9 protein-coding genes and 2 pseudogenes are annotated in these 12819 nt (G+C 61.1%); 1 reads left to right on the forward strand and 10 read right to left on the reverse strand.

Going from position 1 to position 12819, the window contains the following annotated elements; genetic code table 11:
• Nucleotides 1-25: 25 nt before the first annotated feature.
• The 10 genes and pseudogenes from motD to flhA form a co-directional block, all read right to left on the reverse strand.
• A complete protein-coding gene (gene motD / locus M0746_RS17605; RefSeq protein ID WP_101158655.1) occupies nt 26-916 on the reverse strand; it encodes a flagellar motor protein MotD in 891 nt (296 codons plus the stop codon).
• Between the two features lie 15 nt (nt 917-931).
• Nucleotides 932-1672: a flagellar motor protein gene (locus tag M0746_RS17610; protein WP_039763601.1), complete on the reverse strand. Its 741-nt coding sequence runs from the start codon at nt 1670-1672 to the stop codon at nt 932-934.
• Nucleotides 1672-2808: a protein-glutamate methylesterase/protein-glutamine glutaminase gene (locus M0746_RS17615; protein WP_258450071.1), complete on the reverse strand. Its 1137-nt coding sequence runs from the start codon at nt 2806-2808 to the stop codon at nt 1672-1674. The genes M0746_RS17610 and M0746_RS17615 overlap by 1 nt, the downstream gene beginning before the upstream one ends.
• A 49-nt stretch (nt 2809-2857) precedes the next feature.
• A pseudogene (locus M0746_RS29540) lies at nt 2858-5127 on the reverse strand (chemotaxis protein CheA).
• Between the two features lie 53 nt (nt 5128-5180).
• Nucleotides 5181-5969: a protein phosphatase CheZ gene (locus M0746_RS17630; protein ID WP_042607546.1), complete on the reverse strand. Its 789-nt coding sequence runs from the start codon at nt 5967-5969 to the stop codon at nt 5181-5183.
• An 18-nt stretch (nt 5970-5987) separates the two neighbouring features.
• Nucleotides 5988-6359, reverse strand: coding sequence for a chemotaxis response regulator CheY (locus M0746_RS17635; RefSeq protein ID WP_161986607.1), 372 nt, complete (start codon nt 6357-6359; stop codon nt 5988-5990).
• A 167-nt stretch (nt 6360-6526) separates the two neighbouring features.
• Nucleotides 6527-7267, reverse strand: a complete 741-nt coding sequence (fliA, locus tag M0746_RS17640; protein WP_090282374.1) for an RNA polymerase sigma factor FliA — start codon at nt 7265-7267, stop codon at nt 6527-6529.
• Entirely contained in the window at nt 7264-8094 is an 831-nt protein-coding gene (gene fleN, locus M0746_RS17645) for a flagellar synthesis regulator FleN (protein WP_016771060.1), read from the reverse strand. The genes fliA and fleN overlap by 4 nt, the downstream gene beginning before the upstream one ends.
• 116 nt (nt 8095-8210) lie before the next feature.
• On the reverse strand, nt 8211-9551 hold the full coding sequence (gene flhF, locus M0746_RS17650; protein WP_208938226.1) for a flagellar biosynthesis protein FlhF: 1341 nt from the start codon (nt 9549-9551) through the stop codon (nt 8211-8213).
• An 11-nt stretch (nt 9552-9562) separates the two neighbouring features.
• Nucleotides 9563-11692, reverse strand: a complete 2130-nt coding sequence (gene flhA / locus M0746_RS17655) for a flagellar biosynthesis protein FlhA (protein WP_090282372.1) — start codon at nt 11690-11692, stop codon at nt 9563-9565.
• 650 nt (nt 11693-12342) lie between these two features.
• Between flhA and M0746_RS17660 the strand changes: the two are divergent.
• A pseudogene (locus M0746_RS17660) lies at nt 12343-12701 on the forward strand (DUF6124 family protein).
• Nucleotides 12702-12819: the final 118 nt, after the last annotated feature.

The raw sequence follows: 12819 nt of genomic DNA on the forward strand, positions 1-12819 counted from the left end.
CCAATCGGCTCGGCCGAGACATGCTTCAGCGTGTTAATGCGGGCGACGGAGAATTGACGGCACTCTCGCGTCCCGGCGTCTTGACCGGGGTCGGTGCAGTTTGTGTGCCAGCCCGCTTGAGTGCGGCATCCGGTTGCGCATTCGCGGTCCCGGTGCCGGTCAGGCTGCGGCGCACATCGAGATTGCGCGAGACCACCAGCACCACGCGACGGTTCTTCGCACGGCCTTCGACGGTGGCGTTGTTGGCCACTGGCTGGAATTCGCCATAACCCACCGAAGCAAGCCGACCGGGGTTTACGCCCTGCATCGCCAGCATGCGCACGATGCTCGCCGAACGCGCCGAGGACAGCTCCCAGTTGGTCGGGTATTGCGCGGTGCGGATCGGTTGGTCATCGGTGAAGCCTTCGACGTGGATCGGGTTATCGAACGGTTTCAGGATCGCCGCAACCTTGTCGATGATGTTGAACGCGATGTCACTGGGCATCGCATCACCGCTGCCAAACAACAGGCTGGAATTGAGTTCGATCTCGACCCACAGTTCGTTGCCGCGCACGGTCATCTGGTTGGAGCTGATCAAATCGCCGAACGCGGCGCTGATGTCATCGGCGATGCTCTTGAGCGGATCGCTGGCGCCGGCGATACCGGCGTCGACCTGCTCGGCATCCTTGACCAGCGGCTTGGCCGGGGTCACGGTTTTCGGCCGCTCGTCGCCGATCTGAATCGGTTTGAGCGCGCGGTCGGAGTCTTTGAAGACGCCGACCAGCGCTTCGGAAATTTCCTTGTACTTGCCTTCGTTGATCGACGAGATCGAGTACATCACCACGAAGAACGCGAACAGCAGTGTGATGAAGTCGGCGTACGACACGAGCCAGCGCTCGTGGTTAACGTGTTCTTCCTGGTGCCTGCGACGAGCCATAGTCCATTACCCCCATCAATCCATGAAGCCCTGAAGCTTCAACTCGATAGAGCGCGGGTTTTCACCTTCGGCGATCGACAGGATTCCTTCCAGCAACATTTCGCGATAACGCGACTGCCGCAACGCGATTGACTTCAGCTTGGCGGCCACCGGCAACAGGATCAGGTTGGCACTGGCCACGCCATAGATCGTCGCGACGAATGCCACGGCAATGCCGTTGCCCAGTTGCGACGGATCGGCCAGGTTGCCCATGACGTGAATCAGGCCCATCACCGCACCGATGATGCCGATGGTCGGCGCGTAGCCGCCCATGCTTTCAAAGACCTTGGCCGCTTCGATATCGCGCGATTCCTGGGTGTAGAAATCCACTTCGAGAATGCTGCGAATGGCTTCCGGCTCGGCACCATCGACCAGTAATTGCAGGCCCTTGCGCGAGTAGCTGTCGGGTTCGGCATCGGCTACGCCTTCGAGCCCGAGCAAGCCTTCCTTGCGCGCGGTGAGGCTCCAGTTGACCACGCGGTCGATGCCGCCGGCCAGGTCCACCCGAGGCGGGAAAAAGATCCACGCCAGAATCTGCATCGCACGTTTGAACGCGCTCATGGGCGATTGCAGCAGCGCCGCGCCGACGGTGCCGCCGAGCACGATCAGTGCCGCCGGACCGTTGGCGAGCGCGCCGAGGTGGCCGCCTTCAAGGTAGTTGCCGCCGATGATGGCGACGAACGCCATGATCAGGCCGATTAGGCTGAGAACATCCATCAGAGACACGCCTCGACGATGTGTTTACCCATGTCATCGAGGCTGTACACCGCGTCGGCCAGATCGGCTTTGACGATGGCCATCGGCATGCCGTAGATCACACAACTGGCTTCGTCCTGCGCCCACACCGCGCTGCCGCCCTGCTTGAGCAGACGCGCACCTTCGCGGCCGTCGGCGCCCATACCGGTCAAGACCACCGCCAACACTTTGTCGCCGTAGGATTTCGCCGCCGAGCCAAAGGTGATGTCGACACAAGGCTTGTAGTTCAGACGCTCGTCGCCCGGGAGGATTTTCACCGCGCCACGGCCGTCGATCATCATTTGCTTGCCACCCGGCGCCAGCAACGCCAGGCCCGGACGCAGAATGTCGCCGTCCTCGGCTTCCTTGACGCTGATGCGGCAGAGCTTGTCGAGGCGTTCGGCGAACGCCTTGGTGAACGCCGCCGGCATGTGCTGAATCAGCACGATCGGCGCCGGGAAGTTCACCGGCAATTGCGTCAATACACGTTGCAGCGCGACCGGGCCGCCCGTCGACGTACCGATGGCAAGCAGTTTGTAGGCTTTGCGTTTCGGTGCTGCAGACGCAGCGCTGGCCGCCGAGGCGCGCGCAGGTGCGGGCGCAGGCGCCGGACGCGCCGGAACAGGGCTGCTGTGGCTGCTGTAGCTCGATGCTGCCGGAGCAGGCGTCGGTGCTGGCGCAGCGGCAGGCGCCGGGGCGCTGTAGGCACTGAAGCGACGGTTGCTGCGCGAAATGCTGTGAACCTTCTCGCAGAGCAGTTGCTTGACCTTCTCGGGATTGCGCGAGATGTCTTCGAAATTCTTCGGCAGGAAATCCACCGCGCCGGCGTCCAGCGCATCGAGGGTTACCCGCGCGCCTTCGTGAGTCAGCGAGGAGAACATCAACACCGGGGTCGGGCAGCGCTGCATGATATGCCGCACCGCCGTGATGCCGTCCATCATCGGCATCTCGTAGTCCATGGTGATCACGTCCGGCTTGAGCGCCAGCGCCTGATCGATCGCCTCTTTACCGTTGGTTGCAGTGCCGACCACCTGAATGCTCGGATCCGCAGAAAGAATTTCCGAGACGCGGCGGCGGAAAAACCCCGAATCGTCCACCACCAGGACTTTGACTGCCATAAACACTCCATTAGGTGCAGCGGGACGTCAGCGCCCCGCCGCCCCGGATTCAAATACGCTTTGTGGCGTAACGCTTGAGCATGCTTGGAACATCGAGAATCAGTGCAATGCGGCCGTCACCGGTGATGGTGGCGCCGGACATGCCCGGAGTGCCCTGCAGCATCTTGCCCAATGGCTTGATGACCACTTCTTCCTGGCCGACCAGTTGATCGACGACGAAGCCGATCCGCTGAGTGCCCACCGAAAGGATCACCACATGGCCTTCACGCTGCTCTTCGTGAGCGGCGGAGCTGACCAGCCAGCGCTTGAGGTAGAACAAAGGCAGCGCCTTGTCGCGCACGATCACCACTTCCTGACCGTCGACGACGTTGGTGGTCGACAGGTCGAGGTGGAAGATCTCGTTGACGTTGACCAGCGGGAACGCAAACGCCTGGTTGCCAAGCATGACCATCAGCGTCGGCATGATCGCCAGGGTCAGCGGCACCTTGATGACGATCTTCGAGCCCTGGCCCTTGGTCGAGTAGATGTTGATCGAACCGTTGAGCTGGGAAATCTTGGTCTTCACCACGTCCATGCCGACACCGCGGCCGGACACGTCGGAGATCTCGGTCTTGGTCGAGAAACCCGGGGCGAAAATCAGGTTGTAGCACTCGGTATCGCTCAGGCGATCGGCCGCGTCCTTGTCCATCACCCCGCGTTTTACCGCGATCGCACGCAGCACGTTCGGGTCCATGCCTTTGCCGTCATCGGAGATCGACAGCAGGATATGGTCGCCTTCCTGCTCGGCCGCCAGCACCACGCGACCGCCACGGGCCTTGCCCGAGGCTTCGCGCTCTTCCGGCGACTCGATGCCGTGGTCGACGGCGTTGCGCACCAAGTGGACCAGCGGGTCGGCCAGGGCCTCGACAAGGTTTTTGTCGAGGTCGGTTTCTTCACCCACCAGTTCCAGGTTGATCTCTTTCTTGAGCTGACGAGCAAGGTCGCGAACCAGACGCGGGAAGCGCCCGAAGACCTTCTTGATCGGCTGCATCCGCGTTTTCATCACAGCGGTCTGCAGGTCAGCAGTGACCACGTCGAGGTTCGACACGGCCTTGGACATGGCTTCGTCGCCGCTGTTGAGGCCCAGGCGCACCAGACGGTTACGCACCAGCACCAGTTCGCCGACCATGTTCATGATCTCGTCGAGCCGCGCGGTGTCGACGCGCACGGTGGTCTCGGCTTCGCTCGCCGGTTTTTCAGGCGGTGGCGCGGCAGGCGCACGGGCCGGGGCCGGGCTGCAGCGGCGGCCGGTTTTGGCGTTTCGGCTTTTGGTTCTGGTTTCGGCGCAGCTTTTGGCGCAGCCGCGGCAGCAGCCGGAGCCTTGGCGGCCGGCGTGGCCACGCTTGATGCGGAGCCAGCAGTGGCAGCGCCGGCGTCAAACTTGCCTTTGCCGTGCAATTCGTCGAGCAGCGATTCGAATTCGTGATCGCTGATCAGGTCGCTGCCGGCTGCGGCGGCCGCCGGGGCGGCGGCTGCAGGTGCCGAGGCGATTGCCGATTCCAGCGCATCGACAGCAAAGTTGCCCTTGCCGTGCAACTGATCGAGCAGCGCTTCGAATTCATCGTCGGTGATGTCGGAGCTGTCGCCCTTGGCCGGTGCGGCGGGCGCCGCGGCGGTCGGTGCGACTGCGTCAACGGCGAACTGGCCTTTGCCGTGCAACTGATCGAGCAACGACTCGAACTCGGCGTCGGTGATTTCATCGCTGGCCGGCACATCGGCGGCTGGCGCAGGGGCTGCAGCGGCCGGGGCTTCGGCTTCGGCCTTGACGGCGTTCAGCGAGTCCAGCAACTGCTCGAATTCGTTATCGGTGATGTCGCCGGACGCGTCGCCTTCGACGACCAGTTCCTCGATCATCTCGGCCACTGGCGAAGCCGGGGCTTCGTCAGCGCTTTGCGGCTCGGCCAGACGCGCCAGCGCGGCCAGCAGCTCTGGCGTCGCGGCGGTGATTGGCGCACGCTCGCGGACTTCGCTGAACATGCTGTTCACCGCGTCCAGTGCTTCGAGCACGACGTCCATCAGTTCTGCATCAACGCGACGCTCACCCTTGCGCAGGATGTCGAACACGTTTTCGGCGATGTGACAGCACTCCACCAGCTCATTGAGCTGAAGGAAGCCGGCGCCCCCTTTTACAGTGTGGAAACCGCGAAAAATTGCATTGAGCAGATCTGCGTCATCCGGGCGGCTTTCCAGCTCGACCAGTTGTTCGGACAGTTGCTCAAGAATCTCGCCGGCCTCAACCAGGAAATCCTGAAGGATCTCTTCATCGGCGCCGAAGCTCATTAATGGGGTGCTCCTACAGGTCTAAAAACCCAAAAAACCCGAATTCAGAAATTCTAGAATCCAAGGCTGGATAACAAATCGTCCACATCGTCCTGACCGGACACAACGTCTTCTCGTTTATCGGCATGAATCTGCGGACCTTCACCCTGCGAGAGATGTTTTTGTGGATCTTTTTCCGCAAGCATCGCAGCACGGTCATGTTCGATGCCCGCAAAGCGGTCGACCTGACTGGCCATGAGTACGAGTTTGAGCAGATTGCTTTCGACTTCGGTGACCAGTTGGGTCACGCGCTTGATCACCTGACCGGTGAGGTCCTGGTAATCCTGGGCCAGCAGGATGTCGTTGAGATTGCTCGACACCGCACGGTTGTCCGTGCTGCTGCGTGACAGAAAACCGTCGACCCGGCGCGCCAGCTCTCGGAACTCTTCAGCCCCGACCTCGCGACGCATGAAGCGACCCCAATCGGCGCTCAACGTCTGGGCTTCATCGGCCAGACTGTTGACCACCGGCGTGGCGCTTTCCACCAGATCCATGGTGCGGTTGGCCGCGGCTTCCGTCAGCTTGACCACATAGCCCAGGCGTTCGGTGGCGTCGGTGATTTGCGACACTTCCTCGGCCTGCGGCATGTGCGGATCGATCTGGAAATTGACGATCGCACTGTGCAGTTCACGCGTGAGCTTGCCCACTTCCTGATACAGGCCACGGTCACGGGTCTGATTGAGCTCATGGATCAGTTGCACCGCGTCGCCGAACCTGCCTTTTTCGAGGCTTTCGACCAGTTCGACCGCGTGTTTTTTCAGGGTCGATTCAAAATCGCCCTGTGAAGATTCGTTATGCTCCATAGCTCCCCCGCGCGTTCATCAGCCGATGCGTTCGAAAATCTTCTCGATTTTGTCTTTCAACGCCTGAGCCGTGAAAGGTTTGACCACGTAGCCGTTCACACCGGCCTGAGCGGCTTCGATGATCTGCTCGCGCTTGGCTTCAGCGGTCACCATCAGCACCGGCAGGTGCTTGAGTTTTTCATCGGCGCGCACGTGGCGCAGCAGGTCGATACCGGTCATGCCCGGCATGTTCCAGTCCGTTACCAGAAAGTCGATGCTGCCGCTGTTGAGGACCGGAATGGCGGTTACGCCATCGTCGGCCTCGACGGTGTTGGTGAACCCAAGATCGCGCAGCAGGTTCTTGATGATCCGCCGCATCGTTGAGAAGTCATCAACGATGAGGATTTTCATGTCTTTGTTCAATTCGACCTCCAAGCAGTCTTAAACGCGCCCAGCACCTGGACGCGCCACTTCAATCAATTGGCGCAGCACTTAAAGTTTGTCTGGAGCACAACGGATCGAGACCGGCGCCGCTTACCACCGCACCAGCCTCGTTTCGCAGTGTCCCCACACTGCCTTCAGCGCGCTCGCCACTCCCCCAAACGCCCCCGCAAACGGGCCGCGCACTGGCTGTGTAACTGGCTGACCCGCGATTCACTGACGCCAAGGACTTCACCGATTTCCTTGAGGTTCAGCTCTTCGTCGTAGTACAGCGCCAACACCAGTCGCTCACGCTCCGGCAAATTGGCAATCGCGTCCGCCAGCGCCGTCTGGAAGCGTTCATCTTCCAGATCGCGTGACGGCTCCATATGAGCACTGGCGCCATCCTCGTGCAGCCCTTCGTGTTCGCCGTCCTGCAAGAGGTCGTCGAAACTGAACAGGCGGCTGCCCAAAGTGTCATTCAGAATCCCGTAATAATCGTCGAGACTCAATTGGAGTTCGGCCGCAACCTCGTGATCTTTAGCGTCACGGCCGGTTTTAGCTTCAATCGAGCGAATCGCGTCGCTGACCATCCGGGTATTGCGGTGAACCGAGCGTGGTGCCCAGTCCCCTTTGCGCACTTCATCGAGCATCGCGCCGCGGATTCGAATGCCCGCGTACGTTTCGAAACTGGCGCCCTTGCTGGCGTCGTATTTGGTCGACACTTCGAGCAGGCCGATCATCCCGGCCTGGATCAGGTCTTCGACCTGCACACTGGCCGGCAACCGTGCCAGCAAGTGATAGGCAATGCGCTTGACCAGTGGCGCGTAACGCTCGATCAATTCGTACTGCGCGTCACGCGCCGACTTCTTGTAAAGATTCATGCCACTGGCGGTCATATCACAGGCCCTGCGGTTTGCTGCACGAGACGCTCGACGAAAAACTCCAGATGGCCGCGCGGGTTGGCCGGCAACGGCCAGGTGTCGACCTTCTGCGCGATGGCCTTGAAGGCCAGAGCGCATTTGGAGCGTGGAAAGGCTTCGTAGACGGCGCGTTGTTTCTGCACGGCCTTGCGCACGCTTTCGTCATACGGGACGGCGCCGACGTATTGTAGGGCGACGTCAAGGAAACGGTCCGTGACCTTGGTCAACTTGGCGAACAGGTTACGGCCTTCCTGCGGGCTCTGCGCCATGTTGGCAAGGACGCGAAAGCGGTTCATGCCGTAATCGCGGTTGAGCAGTTTGATCAGTGCGTAGGCGTCGGTGATCGAGGTCGGCTCGTCACACACCACCAGCAACACTTCCTGCGCGGCGCGGACGAAACTGACCACCGAGTCACCAATGCCCGCAGCGGTGTCGATCACCAGCACGTCGAGATTGTCGCCGATGTCGCTGAACGCCTGAATCAGGCCGGCGTGCTGCGCCGGGCTCAGGTGGACCATGCTCTGCGTGCCGGACGCCGCCGGCACGATGCGAATCCCGCCCGGGCCCTGCAACAGCACGTCGCGCAATTCGCAGCGGCCTTCGATGACGTCAGCCAGCGTGCGTTTGGGGGTCAGCCCCAGCAGAACGTCGACGTTCGCCAGACCGAGGTCGGCGTCCAGCAGCATGACCCGACGGCCAAGCTCTGCCAGCGCCAGCGACAAGTTCACTGACACGTTAGTCTTGCCGACGCCACCTTTGCCGCCGGTCACCGCGATCACCTGTACGGGATGCATGCTGCCCATGTTATTTCTTTACCTTGTCTTGCATAGACGGAGGCCACATTACTGGCTGCGCGTTCCGGATCGGAACAATGCGTGGCAGACCATCGATGTAGGTACAAAAACTGTTCATGATTACCTCAGCCAACCTGCTTGGTCGGGCTGTGATAGATATCAGCGAACATGTCAGCCATGGCTTCTTCGCTGGGTTCTTCCTGCATTTGCACGCTGACGGCGCGGCTGACCAGTTGATGACGGCGCGGCAGATGCAGATCATCCGGAATCCGTGGGCCATCGGTCAGGTACGCGACCGGCAATTCATGACTGATCGCCAGGCTCAACACTTCACCAAGACTGGCTGTTTCATCCAGTTTAGTCAGAATGCAGCCGGCCAGCCCGCAACGCTTGTAACTATGATAAGCGGCGGTTAGAACCTGTTTCTGGCTGGTGGTTGCCAGGACCAGATAATTTTTTGAGCGAATGCCACGCCCGGCCAGGCTTTCCAGCTGCATGCGCAGCGCCGGATCGCTGGCCTGCAGGCCGGCGGTATCGATCAGCACCACGCGCTTGCGCAGCAGCGGATCGAGCGCCTGCACCAGCGACTGGCCCGGATCGACGTGGGTCACCGGCACATTGAGAATGCGGCCCAGGGTCTTGAGTTGTTCCTGCGCACCGATGCGGAAGCTGTCCATGCTCACCAGCGCCACATTCTGCGCGCCGTACTTGAGCACATAACGCGCCGCCAGTTTCGCCAGCGTGGTGGTCTTGCCCATGCCGGCAGGGCCGACCATGGCGATGACACCGCCCTCTTCCAGCGGCTCGACTTCCGGCACGGCAATCATCCGCGCCAGATGCGCGAGCAACATGCGCCAGGCCTGACGCGGTTCTTCGATGTCAGTGATCATCGCCAGCAAGTCGCGCGACAGCGGGCCGGACAGGCCAATGCGCTGCAAACGGCGATACAGATTGGCTTGCGCCGGGCGGCTGCCCTGCAACTGATTCCAGGCCAGCGTGCCGAGCTGGACTTCCATCAGCTCGCGCAGACTGTTCAATTCGAAACGCATCGAGTCCAGCGCACGCGGATCAACGCCCGCCGAGGCTTGCGCAGGCGCTGCGGCCGGACGCGCCGGAGCAGCGTAGGTCGGCTCGGTCAACGGCTCGGCAGCGGTCAGCGGCAGGCCGGCCGTCAACGGCAGCCCGGCGAACAATTGCTGATTGGTGTTGCCGTCGGCTTCGCCACGCAGGCTCAACTCGGCCTGAGCGGTGACGATGCGCGACTGGGTCTTGCGCAGCTCGTCCTCGAGTTCCATGTTCGGAACCCGTGGCGCCAGCGCCGACAATTTGTAATCCAGTGCTGCCGTCAACTCGACGCCGCCGGCAATGCGGCGGTTACCGATGATGGCGGCATCAGCGCCCAGCTCATCGCGAACCAGCTTCATGGCCTGACGCATATCGGCGGCGAAAAAACGCTTAACTTGCATAAACCACTACCTCAGCCGTTGGGCCCTACTGTCGCAACGATGGTCACTTGCTTGTTGTCCGGTATTTCCTGGTAGGCCAGCACATGCAGTCCGGGGACGGCGAGGCGGCCAAAGCGCGAGAGCATCGCGCGGATCGGGCCGGCGACCAACAGGATCACCGGCTGACCTTGCATTTCCTGACGCTGCGCCGCTTCGATGAGCGAACGTTGCAGCTTCTCGGCCATGCTTGGCTCCAGCAGAACGCCCTCTTCCGAGCCTTGTCCTGCCTTCTGCAGACTATTGAGCAATATCTGTTCCAACCTTGGTTCCAATGTGATCACAGGCAGCTCGGACTCAGTGCCTACAATGCTTTGGACGATTGCACGGGATACGCCGACCCGCACGGCAGCCACCAACGCGGCGGTATCTTGACTCTTGGCGGCGTTGTTGGCGATGGCCTCGGCGATGCTGCGGATATCGCGCACCGGCACGTGTTCGGCGAGCAACGCTTGCAGCACTTTGAGCAATTGCGACAACGACACCACGCCCGGCACCAGCTCTTCCGCCAGTTTCGGCGAGCTCTTGGCCAGCAATTGCATGAGTTGCTGGACTTCCTCGTGGCCGATCAGCTCGCTGGAGTGCTTGTACAGAATCTGGTTCAAGTGCGTCGCAACCACGGTGCTGGCGTCGACTACGGTGTAGCCAAGCGATTGCGCTTGGGCGCGCTGACTGATTTCGATCCACACCGCCTCCAGACCAAAAGCCGGATCTTTGGCGTTGATACCGTTGAGCGTACCGTAGACCTGGCCCGGGTTGATCGCCAGTTCGCGATCCGGGTAGATCTCGGCTTCCGCCAGAATCACGCCCATCAGGGTCAGGCGATAGGCGCTCGGCGCCAGATCGAGGTTGTCGCGGATGTGCACGGTCGGCATCAGGAAGCCCAGATCCTGCGAGAGCTTTTTGCGCACGCCCTTGATCCGCGCCAGCAGCTGCCCACCCTGATTGCGGTCGACCAGCGGAATCAGGCGATAGCCGACTTCCAGACCGATCATGTCGATGGGCGTGACGTCATCCCAGCCCAGCTCCTTGGTTTCCATGGCGCGGGCCGGCGACGGCAGCAGTTCCTGCTGACGCTTGACCTCTTCCAGCGCCACGACCTTGGCGACGTTCTGCTTTTTCCAGAACAGGTAGGCGCCGCCAGCGGCCAGCGCGGCCATGCTCAGGAAGGAAAAATGCGGCATGCCCGGCACCAGGCCCATCACCGCCATCAAACCTGCGGCCACGGCCAGCGCTTTCGGCGAGGCAAACATCTGCCGGTTGATCTGTTTGCCCATGTCTTCCGAACCGGAAGCACGGGTCACCATGATCGCCGCCGCTGTCGATAACAACAGTGATGGCAATTGCGCCACCAAACCGTCACCGATGGTCAACAAGGCGTACACCTTGCCGGCGTCAGCAAAACCCATGTTGTGCTGGAAGATACCGACGGCCATGCCGCCGATGAGGTTGATGAACAGAATCAGCAGGCCGGCGATGGCGTCACCGCGCACGAACTTGCTGGCACCGTCCATCGAACCGTAGAACTCGGCCTCTTGCGCGACTTCCTGGCGGCGCGCCTTGGCCTGGGCCTGATCGATCAGACCGGCGTTGAGGTCGGCGTCGATCGCCATTTGTTTGCCGGGCATCGCATCGAGGGTAAAACGCGCGCTCACCTCGGAAATCCGCCCGGCGCCCTTGGTCACCACGACGAAGTTGATGATCATCAAGATCGCGAACACCACGATACCGACCACGTAGTTACCGCCGATCACCACCTCACCGAAGGCCTGAATCACCTTACCGGCGGCGGCGTGGCCGTCCTGACCGTGGAGCATCACCACCCGCGTCGAGGCCACGTTCAACGCCAGTCGCAACAGCGTCGCGACCAGCAGAATGGTCGGGAACACCGCAAAATCCAGCGGCCGCAACGCATACACGCAGACCAGCAGGACCACGATCGACAGGGCAATGTTGAAGGTAAAAAACACGTCGAGCAGGAACGGCGGCACCGGCAACATCATCATCGCCAGCATCACCAGCAACAGCAACGGCACGCCCAGATTGCCTCGACTGAGGTCGGCAACGTTTGTGCGAGCAGTGTTGAATAACTGAGAGCGATCCACCGGTTTTCCCCGTTCCTTTAAAGCAAACTTTTGACGCCCCGAGTGGGCGCACGGCGGGTATTGCAAGAAGCCTTCCAACTTTGCCGATGAGTGAAAAACACGGCCAGTGTAGGCCTTCGCCTGCTCGCGATAGCGGTGTGTCTGGTTCGAATTCATCGACTGAAAAACCATCGCGAGCAGGCTCACTCCTACAGGGGACCGCATTCCAAATGTCAGATTGAAACGCATTCCAAACTGTGGGAGCGAGCCTGCTCGCGAAGAGGCCATCAGATTCGGCACAACTTTTTGATTTAAACGAAGCTGTTTAAAAGACACCTGCAGACACGGTCTCAAGGCTACAAATCCTTGCGCCATTGCCTACAGCCAAGCCAGAATCCGCCGGCTTGTGCGCTTTGGGGCCGGGTTCTATTGTGGTCCGGTCGCTGACGAATCAGCGATCGGGTTTAGCGACCCGGACTCTCTCAGTGCATCAGCGTTCGTAGCAACGTTGCGGAGATCTTCGCCCGCAATAACGTTATGGCGGCTGTATGCGGGAGACCTTCGGGTCTACCGGGGTGCCTGAGACCGGTTCGCTAACCTGCGTACAGCTGCCACCTTCACCTGTTTAGCGACAGGGAAAAGAGTGGCTCCATAACCTCAGGAGCTCCACCATGATCAAACCAACCCCCAATCCACCCGAAACCGACCCCACCTCCCCTACGAATCCCTAGACTCCAACAAACTCCACGACGCCGCCGACCGCGCCCTCGATCACTACCTCTGCCCACCCGGCTCCCCGCCACCGCCGCGTAAAAAACGTACGATGTACGCCGTCACCGCCGACTTCAAAAACGAAGAACTGCTGGCCAACGCCTGCGAAACCCTCGCATCGGCCAGAACCATCGCCAATGACTTCGCCAACCTCATCCCGGCCTCACAACGCAGAACGCTGCTGGGAATTGCGCAACTGATCATGCTCGGCGAACTGGCGGTGAGTCGGGCGCTGGATAATCTGGAGTTACCGCAGTAGCGCCACCGATGATCGTTCCCACGCTCCTGCGTGGGAATGCAGCCAGGACGCTCCGCGTCCCCTCCAGAGCCGAACGCGGCGCATCCGTTGAGGCATTACTCTACTGCGCATGGGATCG

The sequence above is a fragment of the Pseudomonas sp. S11P7 genome (genome assembly GCF_023195435.1).
In the GTDB taxonomy this organism is placed as follows: domain Bacteria; phylum Pseudomonadota; class Gammaproteobacteria; order Pseudomonadales; family Pseudomonadaceae; genus Aquipseudomonas; species Aquipseudomonas fluorescens_G.